The organism is Giesbergeria sp. (genome assembly GCF_028686475.1).
GTDB lineage: Bacteria > Pseudomonadota > Gammaproteobacteria > Burkholderiales > Burkholderiaceae_C > Simplicispira.
The window spans coordinates 14,095-29,168 of the sequence record NZ_JAQUCA010000022.1 but is presented as its reverse complement, the minus strand read 5'-3'; the positions used below and the strand labels follow the sequence as shown (position 1 = coordinate 29,168).

Here is a 15,074-nt window from a genome sequence, read left to right as displayed (position 1 = left end):
GTGCAGTGTAAAAGGGTTTCACTCGTGCCGCAGCGCCTCAATCGGGTCCAGCCGTGCGGCCCGTCGGGCAGGGAAATAACCAAACATCACGCCAATGCCCGCCGAGAATACAAACGACAGCACGTTCACGCCCAAGTTAAACACATAGGGTATGCCCATTACCCCGGCCAAGGCGACCGAAGCCCCGGTGGCCAGCACAATGCCGATGATGCCGCCCAGACAGGCCAGTACCACTGCCTCAATCAAAAATTGCAACAGCACCTCGCGCTCCAAGGCTCCAATGGCCAAGCGCAGACCAATTTCGCGCGTGCGTTCGGTCACGCTCACCAGCATGATGTTCATGATGCCGATACCGCCCACCAGCAAACTGACCGCCGCCACCGCGCCCAGCAGCATCGTCATGACTTTGGTGGTGCCGGACATGGTCTCCGCCAGTTGTTGCGTGTCGAGGATGTTGAAGTTGTTTTCGTCGCTGGCGGCCAGTTTGCGCCGCTCGCGCAGCAATTGCGTCAAACTGGCTTTGACGCGCTCGGGGTCGCTATCGTCTTGCATGGACACCAACAGGGTTTGCACGCGCGTGCTGCCGGTGACGCGCCGTTGCAGCGTTTTGAGCGGTAACAATACCACTTCGTCTTGGTCGTTCCCAAATGCGCCTTGGCCTTTGGCGGCCAGCACGCCGACGATTTCGCACGACATTTGGCGCACGCGCAGTTGCCCGCCCACCGCATCGCCATCGCCAAACAGTTCGCGCCGAATGGTTTCGCCAATCAGGCAGACAGCAGCGCCAGCGCGCAATTCGTCGTCAGAGAATTCTCGGCCCAAGCGCACGCTCCAGTTGCCAGTTTGCAACCAGGCGTTGCTGCTGCCAATCACGCTGCTAGTCCAGTTGCGGCCCCCAGCCACCACGGTGGTGTTGGTGCGCCCTTCGGGGGCCACGGCCAAAATGCCGCCAATTTGTTGCGCGATGGCATCGGCATCCACATCTTTGAACGAGGGCGCGCCGCCCCCACCAGCACCCGGCCCCATGCGCTGGCCGGGGCGTATTTGCAATAAATTGGTGCCCAGCCCAGCAATTTGGTTTTGCACCGCCAGCGTGGCACCATTGCCCAGCGTGACCATCGTAATCACGGCACTGACGCCAATCACGATGCCCAAAATGGTCAGAAAAGAGCGCATCAGGTTGCGCCGAATGGAGCGCAGCGCCAGCAGCAAGGTATTGAACAGCATTAGCCAGCCTCCGCGTTTTTAAGACCCGCCGGGTGCGGGTTCGGGGTGTCGCTGTCCACCAAGCCATCGACAAAATGCACGATGCGCCGGGCATAGGCGGCCATGTCCGGCTCGTGCGTCACCATCAGCACCGTAATCCCCTGCGCGTGGTTGAGCTGCCAGAGCAATTCCATGATTTCATGGCTGCGCTGGGTGTCCAAGTTGCCGGTGGGTTCATCGGCCAGCAACACCGCTGGTTGTGTCACGATGGCGCGCGCAATCGCCACGCGCTGTTGCTGGCCGCCCGAGAGTTCTGCCGGGGTGTGGTGTTCCCAACCCGCCAAGCCCACCGAGGCCAAGGCCTGCCGCGCGGCGGTATGGCGCTGGGCGGCTTTCTCGCCCCGGTAGAGCAAGGGCAACTCAACATTTTCTTGCGCCGAGGTGCGCGCCAGCAGGTTAAAGCCCTGAAAGACAAAACCAAAATACTGCCGCCGCAGCAGGGCGCGCTGGTCGCGCGTGAGGGCTTCGACATGTTCGCCGCGAAACAGGTACTCGCCGCTGGTGGGGCGGTCTAGGCAGCCTAAAGTATTCATGGCGGTGGATTTGCCCGAGCCACTCGGCCCCATGATGGCGACAAAATCGCCTTGGGCAATCGCCAAATCTACCCCTTTGAGCGCCTGAAAGGCCAAAGCCCCTTCGCCATACACCTTGGTAATGCCGCGCAGTTGAATCAGGGGCTGGGCGGTGCTGCTGCTGGCCGTCATGGCGCGGCCTTGTTGCTGCGCTGGTCGGTAATCACGGCCATGCCGGGTTCTAGGCCCTCGGCACTGACTTCTGTCAGGCGGCCATCGCTGATGCCAGCGCGCACCTGTACGGCCTCAGGCGCACCGTTTTTCAGCAACCAAATTTGGCGCATTTTGCCCACGCTGCTACCGGCTTCACCGGCTTTGCGTGTACCTTGTCCGGCAGCGCGTGGCGGGCGCGGCATCAGCTGCGAGACCAAACCACCGCCACTGCTGCCACTGCCAGCGGCTTTGTCGGCGCTCTCGGTGCTGCGCGGCGTAAAGCGCAAGGCGGTATTGGGCACGAGCAAAACTTGGTTGCGTTCGGTGGCGGTGATGGTGGCAGCGGCCGTCATGCCGGGGCGCAAGCTACGGTCTTGGTTGTCCACATCCAGCCAAGTGATGTAGGTGACGACGTTGTCGGTTTTGGTGGAGCCATAGGCCACGCGGGTGATGCTGGCTGGGTACTTGCGCGAGGGGTAGGCACTGACGGTAAAACTGGCTTTTTGGCCTACCTGCACGGCACCTACATCGGCCTCATCCACATTCACTTGCAATTCGAGTTTGCCCAGGTCTTCGGCCAGCGTCATCAAGGTAACGGCTTGCAGCGAGGCGGCCACGGCATTGCCCGGCTCGACCGTGCGCGATAGCACCACGCCATCAATCGGGGAGCGAATCGAGGCTTTGCCCAGATTGGTTTCATCGGTCGAGAGGGCCGCTTTGGCATCTTCGACACTGGCGCGGGCGCTGGTGGCTTCGGCTTGGGCGCGGGCCAACGTGGCGCGGCCCGTGTCGAGTTCGGCCTCGGAAGGAACTTTGCCGCCGGACAGGCGCGCCACTTCTTCTAGGCGGGTCAGATTGGCGCGTGCCTCTTGCACTGTGGCGGCGGCTTGGGCCTGCCGGGCGTGTGCCGAGGCCAAATTGGCGCGCGAGCGCAAGACTTGCGCCGACAGCTTGGCGGTGTCTAATTCCACCAGCAATTGGCCTTTTTTGACTTGGTCGTTCACATCCACCAAGACCCGGCGCACCGTGCCGGATAGTTCACTGCCGATATTGACCGAGCGCGTAGGCTGCAAGGTGCCGTTGGCCGCTACGCTCAAGGTGATGTCGCCCCGGCGCACTTCCTCAGTCACAAAACGCGGTGCGGCTTGGGCTTGCTGGCGTTGCTGCCAGTACTGGTAAGCGGGCACGGTCAGCGCCAGCGTCGCCACACCGGCCCACAGCCACGGGCGTTGCCACCAGCGGCGGCTGCTGGCGTTGGTGCCGAGCAGGGCTTGCAGGCCCGCCGCAGGGGCCGAAGGGGTGGCGGCAGTGTGGGCATCAGGAGCAGTCATGGGAGCATTCAGAAAAAAGAGGCGCTAGGCGCAAACAGACAACAAGGCTCAGGCGTGGTTTAGGCGGGTATCCAGCCACCGCCTAGCGCCTTGTACAGGCGCACATGGTCGGCGGCTACGCTGGCGGCGGTGCTGGCCACGCTGTCTTGGGTGGATAGCAGCGTGCGCTGGGTTTCTAGCACCGCTTGAAAATCAATCAGGCCACTGCGGTAGCGTTGTTGTGCCAACAAGGCGGCGTTTTCTGCCGCTTGGGCAGCGGCTTGCAAGTGCGTTAGCCGTTGGCGGTCGCCTTGCAGGGCGACAAGGGCATCTGCGACTTCTTGCAGTGCCGTTAATACGGTGGCTTGGTAGGCGCTGCGCGCTTGCTCTAGCGCCGCTGCTTGTACCTGCACTTGGGCGCGGGCAGCACCGCCATCCAACAAGGGCACCGAGACACTGGCCAGCAGCGCATTGGCCACGGCAGCACCGGTGCCCAGCGTGCCCAAAGTCAGGGCGCTCAGGCCTATCGAGCCACCTAGCCTGAAGCTGGGATAGCGCGCTGCATCGGCCTGTGCTACGCGCGCCAAAGCAGCGCGAATACGCTCTTCGGCCGCGCGCACATCGGGGCGCTGGCGCAGGGTTTCGGCGGGCAGGGCCACGGCCAAATCGGCGGCGGGTTGTGGTACGGGGCGGGCATCGGCCAGCAGGGCCTCTAAGGCGGTCGGGGCTTGACCCGTGAGTACCGCCAAACGGTGCCTTGCTTGGGCCAAGCTGCTGTGCAGTTGCGGGATTTGCGCTGCGGTTTGCTCCATACTGGCGCGCGCCTGCTCCAGCACCAAGGAGGTACTTAAACCCGCCTGCACGCGCCAATCGGTCAGTTGCCACGTTTCGCGCTGGCTGGCCAAGTTGCGTTGGGCAATCTCCCATCGGGCTTGCAAGCTCCGCAAGCTGATGTATTGCAATGCCACCTCGGCGGCCAGCGTGACTTGGGTTTGCGCCAAGCTGGCTTGGCTGGCTTGGGCATCGGCTTGGCTGGCCTCGATACCGGCGTCTAAGCGGCCCCAAACATCCCACTCCCAACTGGCATCCAAGCCCACCTGAAAACGGTTGCTGCTCTGGTGGTTGGCCCGGTTGCGCTGCGCCGAGGCGCTGGCATCGACACCAGGGGCCAAGTTGGCGGTTTGCACTTGGACTTGGGCGCGCGCTTGGCGCAGTGCGGCTTGGGCTTGGCGCACCGTGGGGCTGGCCTGCAAAGCCTGTTCTATCAGGGCGTGCAAGGGGGCATCGTTCCAATCTTGCCACCACAGCGCTAAGGGGCTGGCGGGGGCCGCCTGCGCTGCTTGTGCCGCTTGTGCCTCGGGCGGCGCATCAGCCCATGATGGCCAGCGGCCAGCAGGACTGGCACAAGCCGTACTCAACAAAGCCACCAGCAGCAAGGGTACGAACCTAGCGGGCGGTGAAGAGCAAGCACGGCGAGAAGAAAGCAGCAGAGACATAGCGCGCACCAACAACCGTTATAGGGAAGCCGATTGTGCCGCCCTTGCTTGTCTGGGGTGTGGCGGCTGCATAAAGTTGCATAAACTGCCCTAGGGCACCACGCGCCAAATGACATCGGCGCTAAAACCGCGTGCAGCTAAAAAACGCATTTGGCGCAAGCGTTCGCGTGGCTCGGTGGCGGCTTGGCCAAAACGCTGTTGCCACAGGGCTTGGGCGCGCTCTTGCTCGCTGCCCTCGGGGCTTTGTTGCAGTTGCGCCAAGGCTTGTTGCACCGCATCGGCATCCACACCTTTGGCACGCAGTTGTTGGCGCAGGCGTAGCGCCCCCATGCGCCCGGCTTTTTGGTGCAGCACCGACTCTATCAGCCGCTCCTCGTTGATAAAGCCCTGTGCCTGCAAATAGTCCAGCAGCGCGGGTAAGTCATCGCCCTCTTGCACATGCGGGGCCAGCTTGCGCTGCAACTCGGCGCGCGAGTGTTCGCGCGCGGCTACATAGCGCAAGGCCCGGCCTTTGAGCGACCAAGGCGGACGCGCCAAGGCCATCAGTCGGCGCTGTTGTTGTTACCGGTGCTGCTGGCAGCGCTATCGACTGGCAGCGCGGCTGCCGCCTTGGCCTCGGCTGCTTTGCGACCACGCGGCGCCGGTGCTGCTACGACATCGGCGCTGCTGTCCGGGTTGCTGGGGGCGCTGCTGGCTGGCAACAGGGCAATGCCCAAGCTGGCGCGTACTTTGTTTTCAATCTCGTAGGCCAGGGCGGGGTTTTCGCGCAAAAATTCACGCGAATTGTCACGGCCTTGGCCGATTTTTTCGCCGTTGTAGGCATACCAAGCACCCGATTTTTCGACCAATTTGGCCGCTACACCCATGTCGATGATTTCGCCCTCGCGCGAGATGCCTTCGCCAAACAAAATATCAAACTCTGCCGTTTTGAACGGGGGCGCGACTTTATTCTTCACTACCTTGACTCTGGTTTCATTGCCCAGCACTTCTTCGCCCTTTTTAATCGAGCCAGTGCGGCGGATGTCCAAGCGCACGCTGGCATAAAACTTGAGCGCGTTGCCGCCGGTGGTGGTCTCTGGGCTGCCAAACATCACGCCAATTTTCATGCGAATTTGGTTGATGAAAATCACGGTGCAGTTGGTTTTTTTGATGCTGGAGGTCAGCTTACGCAGTGCTTGGCTCATCAGGCGCGCTTGCAGGCCGGGCAGGCTGTCACCCATATCGCCTTCCAGTTCGGCCTTGGGCGTGAGCGCGGCCACCGAGTCCACCACAATCAAATCTACCGCGCCCGAGCGCACCAAGCTATCGACAATCTCTAGCGCCTGTTCGCCGGTGTCGGGCTGGCTAATCAGCAGGTCTTCGAGGTGTACGCCCAGTTTTTGCGCGTATTGGATGTCAAGCGCATGTTCGGCATCGACAAACGCACACTGACCGCCAATTTTTTGCATTTCGGCAATCACTTGCAGCGTCAGGGTGGTTTTGCCCGACGATTCGGGGCCGTAAATTTCAATCACCCGGCCACGCGGCAAGCCGCCCACACCCAAGGCAATGTCTAGCCCCAAAGATCCGGTAGAGACGACTTGGATGTCTTCAATGACCTCGCCTTCGTCCAAGCGCATGATGGTGCCCTTGCCAAATTGCTTTTCGATTTGGGCCAAGGCGGCGGCCAAGGCTTTGGCTTTTTCGCTGTCGGCGGGCATACTGCGGGTGGTGGGGTTGCTCATGGACTATCTCCTGAAAAATCAAAGGTTTGGCTGGTAAGCCGGGTTCCAGGGAAACAAAGTGTGGACTGGCTTGAACGCAAGTTTAGCGGATGCTTAGAATAGAAAAACCATTTTTTTAGTCAGTTTGCCTGACTATATCCATGCCTGAAAATTTCTCTCCTCCCCGGCCAGACGACGGTTGGCGACAAACCCACTTGGGCCGCCTGATGGGCCATGCCTTGCGCCGTTTTGATGCGCGCGTGTTAGAACTGATGGCACACGATGCCGAGGTGCCGCTGGCGCTGTCGAACTTGGCCGCGCGCAAGCAAGTCAGTGCCGCGCATATCCACATCACGCGCCATCTGTCTTTGCAGGGCGAGCGTCTGACCGATTTGGCCCAACGGGCGGGCATGAGCAAGCAGGCGATGGCCGATTTGGTGGACCAATGCGCGGCTTGGGGGCTGGTGACGCGCCGCCCTGACCCGCACGATGCCCGCGCGCGGCAGGTGTGCTTTACCCCGGCAGGGCTGGCGTGGTTGCAAGCGTTTCACGATGCAGTCGCCCAAGCCGAAGCCGAATTTCGTGCCGAGGTGGGGCCAGACATTGCTACCGTGGTGGCGCTGGGCTTAGAAGCCTATGCGGGCAGTTATACGCCGCACTAGGCCCCTGTTTAGCGCGGCCACAACACCCACAGGCGCAGGTTCTGCTTCAGCCGCCCAGCAATATCGCCTGCTTGGCTGCCCCAGCCGGTAAAGTAATCGGCACGCACCGCCCCGACAATCGCGCTGCCGGTGTCTTGCGCCAGCACCAAGCGTTGAATGTGGCCGGTGGGGCCACTGGAGGCCATCCACACTGGCGTGCCATAGGGGATGCTTTGCCGGTCCACGGCAATCGAGCGCCCCGGTGTCAAAGCCACCCCTTGCGCCCCTTTGGGGCCAAACTCTTTGTCTAAACCCTGCAAAGGCTCCTCTTTGAAGAACACATAACGCGGGTTGCTCCAGAGCATTTCTTGCACCCGCTGCGGGTTTTGGGCAATCCATGCCTTGATACCGGGCCAAGAGGCATCACGAATCAAGTCTTGGTCTAGCAACCAGCGCCCCACGCTGCGGTAGGGGTGGTCGTTGGTACCGGCAAAAGCCAAACGTACCAAGCGCACCCGGCCATCTGGCTCGGTAATCCGCAAGCGCCCGGAGCCTTGGATGTGCAGCACCAGCGCTTCTATCGGGTCAGATACCCAGGCAATTACGCGGCCTTGCAAAGCGGTTTGGGCTTCGGGCAGGGTATCAATTTGCTGGCGCGAATACCACGGCTTGCGCGCGCCCAAGTTGGCCGGAGGGCTGTAAAGTGGCACGTTGTAACCAGCGCTGGGCAAGCGCGTAGCATTCATTTCTGGCTCGTAATAGCCCGTCAATAGGCCATCGACAGCGCCATTGTTGGTTTCGACCCGGTAGGGCTGCAAACGCTCAAACAAAAAAGCGCGCTGCTCTTGCGGTGTGCCAATGCTCAGGCGGCGCACCTGTGGGCACAGGGTTTGAAAGGCCGGATGTGGGCGCTCGCAACTACGAACCCAAGCATTCCAAGCTTCGTGCAGTGCGTCTTCGCTCAGGCCGGGCAACTCTTGCCAAGGCACGGGCACCCAGCGGCTGGCCGATTGGGTAATGGAGGGCAGGCCCAGCAGCGCGGGCGGTGGCAAAGGGACATAAGCAGGCCCTGGGTAAGGCGGCTCGGGGGATGTGGTAGAACAAGCGGCCAGCATGGCGGCTACCACAGCGGCCATGCCAAGGCGCAAGGATGCGATGGTCATGGGGGGCGATTGTGCTTGAACTGCTTGCGCGCCCGTGCTATTTTGTGCCATCGTTGCACACTATCAATTCAATTGAGAGGAAATTTTTTTATGAATCTGCGTCAACACCTTCTCTTGGGCACCACAATCAGCGCCTTGTTTTTGAGTGGCTGCGTCACCATGTCAGACACCCAACGGCGCACTGCCACCGGGGCAGGCGTAGGGGCCTTGGCGGGTGCCGTGATTAGCTCTTCTACCGGCGGCAAAGCGGGCACCGGTGCCGTGATTGGTGCGGGCGTTGGTGCCTTGGGTACCTATATCTGGTCGCAAAACATGGAGCGCCAAAAGCGCGAAATGGAGCAAGCCACGCAAGGCACCGGTATTGCTGTCTCGCAAACTGCTGACAACCAACTCAAGCTGGACATCCCCAGCGACATCTCTTTTGATGTGGGCCGCTCTAACGTCAAGGGCAACTTTGCCCCAGTGCTAGACCGTTTTGCTGCCAGCTTGCGCGCCAACCAAAGCACCGATGTCCGCATTGTGGGCCACACCGACAACACCGGCAGCGATGCCGTCAACAACCCCCTGTCGTTGGAACGTGCCAACAGCACACGCAGCTACCTGACCACCCGTGGCGTGAGTGGCGCGCGCATCCAAACCGAAGGTCAAGGCTCTTACCAACCGATTGCCAGCAATGCCAGTGCTGATGGCCGGGCGCGCAACCGCCGGGTAGAAATTTTTGTCGGGGAACGTACCGGCAATTAATGTGGCCATTCGTAGGTCGTGGCGTGCGAGGCGGGCTTGCACGCCAGTACCTCGCGTACTCGGCGCATCACCTGGGCAAAATCAACCTTTGAGGGTCTGCTCTAGCACATGCAGTTGTTGATTTAACTCGGTCAGTTGTTGGCGCTCGGCGCTAATTTTGCGGACCGCGTGCAACACGGTGGTGTGGTCACGGCCACCGAACAGCTCGCCAATTTCGGGCAGGCTTTTTTGCGTGAGTTCTTTGGCCAAGTACATGGCAATTTGGCGTGGCCGCGCAATGCTGGCCGGACGCTTTTTGCTGTACATATCGGCCATCTTGATTTTGTAAAAGTCGGCCACGGTCTTTTGGATGTTGTCCACGCTGATTTGCCGGTTTTGAATCGAAAGCAAGTCGCGCAGCGCTTCGCGTGCCAGTTGGATAGAGATTTCTTTGCGGTTGAAGCGTGCATAGGCCATGACTTTACGCAAGGCCCCCTCTAGCTCGCGCACATTGGAGCGCACATTCTTGGCGACAAAGAAAGCCACATCTTCGGCCATTTCGGTGCCTTCGGCGCGCGCTTTGTTGATCAGGATGGCGACGCGCATTTCCAACTCGGGCGGCTCCATCGCTACCGTCAGGCCAGAATCAAAGCGCGACACCAGCCGGGCGTGGATGTCGGCCAAGCCCTTGGGGTAGGTGTCGCTGGTCATGACGATGTGGCTTTTTTTTGCCAGCAGGGCCTCAAAGGCGTTAAAAAATTCTTCTTGCGTGCGGTCTTTGTTGGCAAAGAACTGCACATCGTCAATCAACAATAAATCCAGAGAGTGGTAGCGCTCTTTGAAGTCGTCAAAGGTTTTGCGTTGGTAGGCTTTGACCACATCCGAGACAAATTGCTCGGCGTGGATATACAGCACGCGCGCTTGGGGGCGCTCGGCCAGCAGGTGGTTGCCTACGGCATTCATGAGGTGGGTTTTGCCTAAACCAACACCGCCGTAAATAAACAAGGGGTTGTAGTGCTGGCCCGGCATACTGGCCACATGCAGCGCTGCCGCGCGCGCCATGCGGTTGGCGGTGCCCTCAATCAGGGTGTCAAAGGTGAGGGCCGGATTGAGCCGGTTGCGCTGGGCTGCGCTGTCTGGGGCCAAGGCAGCGGGCGGGGCCGATAGCGATAGCGCCACATCGGCATCCAACGGGGTAAAGCCCGCGCTGGCCGGTGCCGGTGCCAGCGCACGGCGCACTGGGGGTGGGCGCTGCGCCAAAGTGAGTTCCAGGGTGATGGGCTGGTCGCCCTGCAAATCTTGCAACAAGGCGGCAATGCGGCCTGCGTATTGGGCGCGCACCCAATCGAGGGTGAAGCGGTTGGCGACATACAGGGTGATGCGTGAGCAGTCTGGGGCAACTTGGGCCGTAATGGGCCGAATCCAGGTGTTGAACTGCTGCACTGGCAAATCTTGCGCCAGCTGTTCTAGGCAGGTCTGCCACAGCGCCTGACCGGCATCGGCAGGGGTGGGCCGGGCGGTGTTGCGGTGGGGTTCCTCGGTCATGTCGGGGCCATTTTTTTTGTGGATAAGAGGAACAAACTGGGCTACTTATTTTAGCTTATCCCAAGGTTATCCACAATTTTTTTGGCACGAGGGGCCACCAAAAACCGTGGCATCATTGCTTGACCGGCGCAAGCCTGCGATAATTTGCGGTTTCCCTGAATGTGTTTCAGGGCAATTATTTCAACCGTCCCGGCCCACAAACCGCACTTTCATGCGCTTGGGTGGCCGACTGAATCCCCCAAGGAGCCCCCCATGAAACGTACTTACCAACCTTCCAAAACCCGCCGCGCCCGTACCCACGGTTTTCTGGTACGCATGAAGACCCGTGGCGGTCGCGCTGTAATTAACGCGCGCCGTGCCAAGGGCCGTAAGCGCCTGGCCGTCTAATCGGTAAGGTGTTAGAGCGCTCCGCAGTGAGCGGCGCCAAGCGCCCAAGCGGGGTGTTTCTATGCAGCGACTAAAAACGCGGCCTCAGTTCCAAGCGGCGCTGGCCGGTGGCACGCTGGCGCGCACCCCCCATTTCGCCTTGCATTGCTTGCTGCTACCTACCGCAGCAGAGTCTGCTACGCTGGATGCAGCTTCAGGGTCTGTGGGTAATACACAGGCCCTTTTTGCCGTGGCCCCGTTGTGGCTGGGCGCGATGGTGCCCAAGCGCTGGGCGCGCCGTGCCGTGACGCGCAATGCCATCAAGCGGCAAATTTACCATGTTGCCCCCCACTGGCAGGCGGATTTACCCGCCGGTGCTTACGTGGTGCGCCTGCGTACTACGTTTGACCGCCAGCAATTTGTCAGCGCCCAATCGGTGCTGCTCAAGCAAGCCGTGCGCGCCGAGTTGCAACAATTGTTCGCACGCGCGGCGGCCCGCTATGCCCCGCCAGCCCCCAGCACCGGGGGCAGCGCATGATGGTGCAGCGCCTGTTGATCGGGCTGGTCAAGGGCTATCGCTTGTTGCTCAGTCCGTGGCTTGGCTCGGCCTGCCGCTTTGAGCCTACTTGCTCGGCCTACTCCCTGCAAGCCTTGCAGCAGCATGGTGCGGCCAAGGGCAGTTACCTGACCCTTGCCCGCTTGGCACGTTGCCATCCTTGGTGTGATGGTGGCCATGACCCGGTTCCAGCCGATGCGCCGCGTGCCAGCCGCTTGTTTTCACGGTTGATTGCACCAGCCACCTCTTCATCCTCAGCAAAAAAATCTCCATGAACGACATTCGCCGTACCATTTTGTGGGTGATATTTGGCTTTTCTATCATCTTGTTGTGGGACAACTGGCAGGTACACAATGGCAAGCAGGCCACTTTCTTTCCTGCCCCGCCTACTGCCAGCTCCACTGCGGCCAGCGCCAGCCCTGCTGCTGCCACAGCGTCCAACGCCAGCCCTTCTAGTTCTTCGGGTCCTTCCAATCCTTCTAGCGTCCCGACGGCCAGCAGCGCCAGCAGCGCCGGTGTCGGCATGGCAGCAGTGCCCGGACAGGCCACTGCGCCAGCCGCTCCGGCAGCCAAGCCACGCGAGCGCCTAGAAGTCACTACCGATGTTTATCGCTTGGTGTTTGACAGCGAAGGCGGCTCTTTGGTGCAGGCCGAATTGTTGCAACACGCCGACATCGCTGACCGCACGCGCAATTTTGTGCTGTTTGATGAGAGCGCCCAGCGCGTCTATATGGCGCAAACCGGCCTGATTGGCGGCGACTTTGCCACGCACAAAACCCCCATGACGGTAGCCCCCGGCGCGCGCAGTTTGGCCGAAGGCGAGAATGAACTGAAAATTCGCTTTGAATCCGCAGTAGTGGGTGGTTTGCAGTTGCTCAAAACCTGGACGCTCAAGCGCGGTGCCTACGATATGGCCCTGACGCATGAAATTCGCAACACCAGCAGCGCACCACTGACCCCGCAGTTGTATTTGCAACTGCTACGCGACGGCAACAAGCCAGCGGGCGAGTCCTCGTTTTACTCTACCTTCACCGGTCCAGCGGTCTTCACCCAAGAGAAAAAATACCAAAAGGTCGAATTTAAGGACATCGAAAGCGGCAAAGCCGAATATGCCAAAGACAGCGGCGATGGCTATGTCGCGATGGTGCAGCATTACTTTGCCAGCGCTTGGTTGTTGCCCGAAGGCACTAAGCGTGAGATGTTCATGCGTAAAGTGGACAGCAACCTGTACTCGGTCGGCATGATTACCCCCTTAGGCAGCATTGCCCCCGGTGCCAGCCAAACCCTAGAAGCGCGCCTGTTTGCTGGCCCGCAAATCGAAACCAGCCTCGAAACCCTGGCCCCCGGCCTAGAGTTGGTCAAAGACTACGGCTGGTTGACCATTTTGGCCAAACCCCTGTATTGGCTGCTAGACCAATTGCACAAAATGCTGGGCAACTGGGGCTGGGCGATTGTTGGTCTGGTGTTGCTGCTCAAAATCGCTTTTTATTGGCTCAATGCCAAGGCTTATGCCAGCATGGCCAAAATGAAAGCCATCAACCCCAAAGTGATGGAGATGCGCGAGCGCCTCAAAGACAACCCGCAGCAAATGCAGCAAGAGATGATGCGGATTTACCGCGAAGAAAAGGTCAATCCGATGGGTGGCTGCTTCCCCATCATGGTGCAAATTCCGGTTTTCATTGCGCTGTACTGGGTTTTGCTCTCCAGTGTCGAAATGCGTAACGCACCCTGGATTGGCTGGATTCACGACTTATCCACACCCGACCCGCTGTTCATCTTGCCCCTGTTGATGACTTTAAGTTCGCTCTTGCAAACCGCGCTCAACCCAGCGCCGCCCGACCCAATGCAGGCCAAAATGATGTGGTTGATGCCGCTGATTTTCAGCGTGATGTTCTTCTTCTTCCCGGCGGGTTTGGTACTCTACTGGTTGACCAACAACGTGTTGTCGATTGCCCAGCAATGGATTATCAACACCCGTATGGGCGTGCCGCCACAATTTAATCTGCCCAAGTTCAAGTAACCGCTTGCATCGCAGTAGCACCCGAGGCCGCGCAAGCGGCCTTTTTTCCGCGTTTTTTATCTTGCTCGTCCCATGCTGTCACGCCACCACGACCCCATCGCCGCTATTGCCACCGCTCCGGGCCGGGGGGCCGTGGGCATAGTGCGCGTCTCGGGCAAAGGCTTAGCACCGCTGGTGCGTCAACTCTGTGGTCGCCCCCTGAAGCCGCGCGAGGCCACCTATCTGCCCTTTCGGGATGCCCAAGGCCAAGCCATAGACCAAGGGCTGGCGCTGTACTTTCCTGGCCCGCACAGCTACACCGGCGAAGACGTGTTAGAGCTGCAAGCCCACGGCGGCCCCGTAGTGTTGCAACTGCTGCTGGCCCGCTGCCTAGAAGCCGCGCAGACCCCAGACCCGGCCAGCGGCCAAGCCTTGCTGCCCTATTTGCGCTTGGCACAGCCGGGCGAATTTACCGAGCGCGCCTTTCTGAACGACAAAATCGACTTGGCCCAAGCCGAAGCGATTGCCGATTTGATTGATGCCAGCACCGAAGCTGCTGCCCGCAGTGCCAGCCGCTCGCTGGCGGGCGTGTTTTCACAGCAAATTCATACCCTGCGCGATGCCCTGGTTCATCTGCGGATGTTGGTCGAGGCCACCTTAGACTTCCCCGAAGAAGAAATCGACTTTCTGCGCCAAGCCGATGCCGATGGCCAACTGGCCCACCTGCGCCACACCTTGGCCGGGGTGTTGCAACGCGCGCAGCAGGGGGCCTTGCTGCGCGAAGGCATCAAGGTAGTGATTGCAGGCCAACCCAATGCCGGTAAAAGCTCGCTGCTCAATGCCTTGGCCGGGGCTGAATTGGCTATCGTCACGCCCATTGCAGGCACCACGCGCGACAAGGTACAACAAACCATCCAAATTGAAGGCGTACCGCTGCACATCATCGACACCGCTGGCCTGCGCGACAGCAGCGACGAAGTCGAACGCATTGGCATTGAACGCGCTTGGACGGAGATTGCCAGCGCCGACGCAGTGTTGTTTTTACACGACCTGACACGCAGCCCAACCCCAGACTACCAAGCTGCCGATGCTGCCATTGCCGAGACCATGCGCGCCCGCCTACCGGCCAGCGTGCCGGTGTTGAACCTGTGGAATAAAAGCGATTGCTTGCCGCCCGAGCAGCCCTTGCCAGAGGCAGGTATCTTGCTGTCTGCGCGCACCGGGGCCGGCTTAGACAGCCTGCGCCAGCAACTGCTGCAATTGGCCGGTTGGCAAAGTGCGGCGGAAGGGCTATTCATTGCCCGGGCGCGCCATGTGCAAGCCCTGCACAGCGTGCGTGACCATCTGGACAACGCCACGCAGCAACTGCAAGGCCACAGCCCAGCGTTGGACTTGCTGGCCGAAGAACTGCGCTTGGCGCAAAACCACCTCAGTGCCATCACTGGCGAATTTAGCTCGGATGATTTGCTCGGAGTGATTTTTTCTAGCTTTTGTATTGGCAAATAAACTTCACCCAGTGCGCTGGAAGCCTCGGGGTTCAGCCCGAGGTCGAGAGCGCGGATGCCGTAGGCGTCCTAACGC

Annotated in this window: 15 protein-coding genes; 7 read left to right on the top strand and 8 right to left on the bottom strand. The window is 60.4% G+C overall.

All coding sequences use genetic code 11. The annotated features are described in order from the left end of the window. Positions 1 to 18 precede the first annotated feature (18 nt). The 6 genes from PHX60_RS12915 to recA all read right to left on the bottom strand — a co-directional run bounded on the left by PHX60_RS12915 (position 19) and on the right by recA (position 6,521). Positions 19 to 1,227: an ABC transporter permease gene (locus tag PHX60_RS12915; protein ID WP_300078417.1), complete on the bottom strand. Its 1,209-nt coding sequence runs from the start codon at positions 1,225 to 1,227 to the stop codon at positions 19 to 21. Further along, complete coding sequence (locus tag PHX60_RS12910; RefSeq protein WP_300078414.1) at positions 1,227 to 1,970, bottom strand: ABC transporter ATP-binding protein; 744 nt, start codon at positions 1,968 to 1,970, stop codon at positions 1,227 to 1,229. The genes PHX60_RS12915 and PHX60_RS12910 overlap by 1 nt, the downstream gene beginning before the upstream one ends. Then, a complete protein-coding gene (locus tag PHX60_RS12905) occupies positions 1,967 to 3,322 on the bottom strand; it encodes an efflux RND transporter periplasmic adaptor subunit (RefSeq protein ID WP_300078411.1) in 1,356 nt (451 codons plus the stop codon). Before PHX60_RS12905 ends, PHX60_RS12910 begins: the two co-directional genes overlap by 4 nt. A gap of 59 nt (positions 3,323 to 3,381) precedes the next feature. Continuing rightward, the gene (locus tag PHX60_RS12900; protein WP_300078408.1) at positions 3,382 to 4,797 is read right to left on the bottom strand and encodes an efflux transporter outer membrane subunit; all 1,416 of its coding nucleotides are present in this window, start codon (positions 4,795 to 4,797) and stop codon (positions 3,382 to 3,384) included. A 90-nt stretch (positions 4,798 to 4,887) separates the two neighbouring features. Continuing rightward, positions 4,888 to 5,340 (bottom strand): recombination regulator RecX, encoded by a 453-nt coding sequence (gene recX / locus PHX60_RS12895; protein WP_300078405.1) that lies wholly within the window; start codon positions 5,338 to 5,340, stop codon positions 4,888 to 4,890. After that, positions 5,340 to 6,521, bottom strand: coding sequence for a recombinase RecA (gene recA / locus PHX60_RS12890; protein WP_300078402.1), 1,182 nt, complete (start codon positions 6,519 to 6,521; stop codon positions 5,340 to 5,342). Before recA ends, recX begins: the two co-directional genes overlap by 1 nt. A 140-nt stretch (positions 6,522 to 6,661) precedes the next feature. On the opposite strand from recA, the gene PHX60_RS12885 reads away from it, so the two are divergent. Next, positions 6,662 to 7,162, top strand: a complete 501-nt coding sequence (locus tag PHX60_RS12885; protein ID WP_300078399.1) for a MarR family winged helix-turn-helix transcriptional regulator — start codon at positions 6,662 to 6,664, stop codon at positions 7,160 to 7,162. Between the two features lie 8 nt (positions 7,163 to 7,170). On the opposite strand, the gene PHX60_RS12880 is transcribed toward PHX60_RS12885, so the two are convergent. Further along, positions 7,171 to 8,304: an MltA domain-containing protein gene (locus PHX60_RS12880; protein WP_300078396.1), complete on the bottom strand. Its 1,134-nt coding sequence runs from the start codon at positions 8,302 to 8,304 to the stop codon at positions 7,171 to 7,173. Between the two features lie 96 nt (positions 8,305 to 8,400). Between PHX60_RS12880 and PHX60_RS12875 the strand changes: the two genes are divergently transcribed. Further along, complete coding sequence (locus tag PHX60_RS12875) at positions 8,401 to 9,048, top strand: OmpA family protein (RefSeq protein WP_300078484.1); 648 nt, start codon at positions 8,401 to 8,403, stop codon at positions 9,046 to 9,048. 81 nt (positions 9,049 to 9,129) lie between these two features. Here the strand turns inward: PHX60_RS12875 and dnaA are convergent, their stop codons facing one another. Next, entirely contained in the window at positions 9,130 to 10,572 is a 1,443-nt protein-coding gene (dnaA, locus tag PHX60_RS12870; protein ID WP_300078392.1) for a chromosomal replication initiator protein DnaA, read from the bottom strand. A gap of 252 nt (positions 10,573 to 10,824) precedes the next feature. Here dnaA and rpmH point away from each other — a divergent pair, with 252 nt between their 5' ends. From rpmH to mnmE, 5 genes are all read left to right on the top strand, one after another. Beyond that, positions 10,825 to 10,959: a 50S ribosomal protein L34 gene (rpmH, locus tag PHX60_RS12865; protein ID WP_005798102.1), complete on the top strand. Its 135-nt coding sequence runs from the start codon at positions 10,825 to 10,827 to the stop codon at positions 10,957 to 10,959. A 61-nt stretch (positions 10,960 to 11,020) separates the two neighbouring features. Further along, positions 11,021 to 11,476: a ribonuclease P protein component gene (locus PHX60_RS12860; RefSeq protein ID WP_300078389.1), complete on the top strand. Its 456-nt coding sequence runs from the start codon at positions 11,021 to 11,023 to the stop codon at positions 11,474 to 11,476. After that, positions 11,476 to 11,769 carry a membrane protein insertion efficiency factor YidD gene (yidD, locus tag PHX60_RS12855; protein ID WP_300078481.1) on the top strand — a complete coding sequence of 98 codons (294 nt, stop codon included), beginning with the start codon at positions 11,476 to 11,478 and terminating at the stop codon, positions 11,767 to 11,769. Before PHX60_RS12860 ends, yidD begins: the two co-directional genes overlap by 1 nt. After that, positions 11,766 to 13,514, top strand: coding sequence for a membrane protein insertase YidC (gene yidC / locus PHX60_RS12850; RefSeq protein WP_300078387.1), 1,749 nt, complete (start codon positions 11,766 to 11,768; stop codon positions 13,512 to 13,514). Before yidD ends, yidC begins: the two co-directional genes overlap by 4 nt. Before the next feature lie 72 nt (positions 13,515 to 13,586). Further along, positions 13,587 to 14,999: a tRNA uridine-5-carboxymethylaminomethyl(34) synthesis GTPase MnmE gene (gene mnmE, locus PHX60_RS12845; protein ID WP_300078385.1), complete on the top strand. Its 1,413-nt coding sequence runs from the start codon at positions 13,587 to 13,589 to the stop codon at positions 14,997 to 14,999. The last annotated feature ends 75 nt before the right edge of the window (positions 15,000 to 15,074 follow it).

Bases quoted from the DNA above. Each gene is read 5' to 3' on its own strand.
- PHX60_RS12915 (WP_300078417.1), bottom strand. From the start codon at position 1,227: ATGCTGTTCAATACCTTGCTGCTGGCGCTGCGCTCCATTCGGCGCAAC.
- PHX60_RS12910 (WP_300078414.1), bottom strand. From the start codon at position 1,970: ATGACGGCCAGCAGCAGCACCGCCCAGCCCCTGATTCAACTGCGCGGC.
- PHX60_RS12905 (WP_300078411.1), bottom strand. From the start codon at position 3,322: ATGACTGCTCCTGATGCCCACACTGCCGCCACCCCTTCGGCCCCTGCG.
- PHX60_RS12900 (WP_300078408.1), bottom strand. From the start codon at position 4,797: ATGTCTCTGCTGCTTTCTTCTCGCCGTGCTTGCTCTTCACCGCCCGCT.
- recX (WP_300078405.1), bottom strand. From the start codon at position 5,340: ATGGCCTTGGCGCGTCCGCCTTGGTCGCTCAAAGGCCGGGCCTTGCGC.
- recA (WP_300078402.1), bottom strand. From the start codon at position 6,521: ATGAGCAACCCCACCACCCGCAGTATGCCCGCCGACAGCGAAAAAGCC.
- PHX60_RS12885 (WP_300078399.1), top strand. From the start codon at position 6,662: ATGCCTGAAAATTTCTCTCCTCCCCGGCCAGACGACGGTTGGCGACAA.
- PHX60_RS12880 (WP_300078396.1), bottom strand. From the start codon at position 8,304: ATGACCATCGCATCCTTGCGCCTTGGCATGGCCGCTGTGGTAGCCGCC.
- dnaA (WP_300078392.1), bottom strand. From the start codon at position 10,572: ATGACCGAGGAACCCCACCGCAACACCGCCCGGCCCACCCCTGCCGAT.
- rpmH (WP_005798102.1), top strand. From the start codon at position 10,825: ATGAAACGTACTTACCAACCTTCCAAAACCCGCCGCGCCCGTACCCAC.
- PHX60_RS12860 (WP_300078389.1), top strand. From the start codon at position 11,021: ATGCAGCGACTAAAAACGCGGCCTCAGTTCCAAGCGGCGCTGGCCGGT.
- yidD (WP_300078481.1), top strand. From the start codon at position 11,476: ATGGTGCAGCGCCTGTTGATCGGGCTGGTCAAGGGCTATCGCTTGTTG.
- yidC (WP_300078387.1), top strand. From the start codon at position 11,766: ATGAACGACATTCGCCGTACCATTTTGTGGGTGATATTTGGCTTTTCT.
- mnmE (WP_300078385.1), top strand. From the start codon at position 13,587: ATGCTGTCACGCCACCACGACCCCATCGCCGCTATTGCCACCGCTCCG.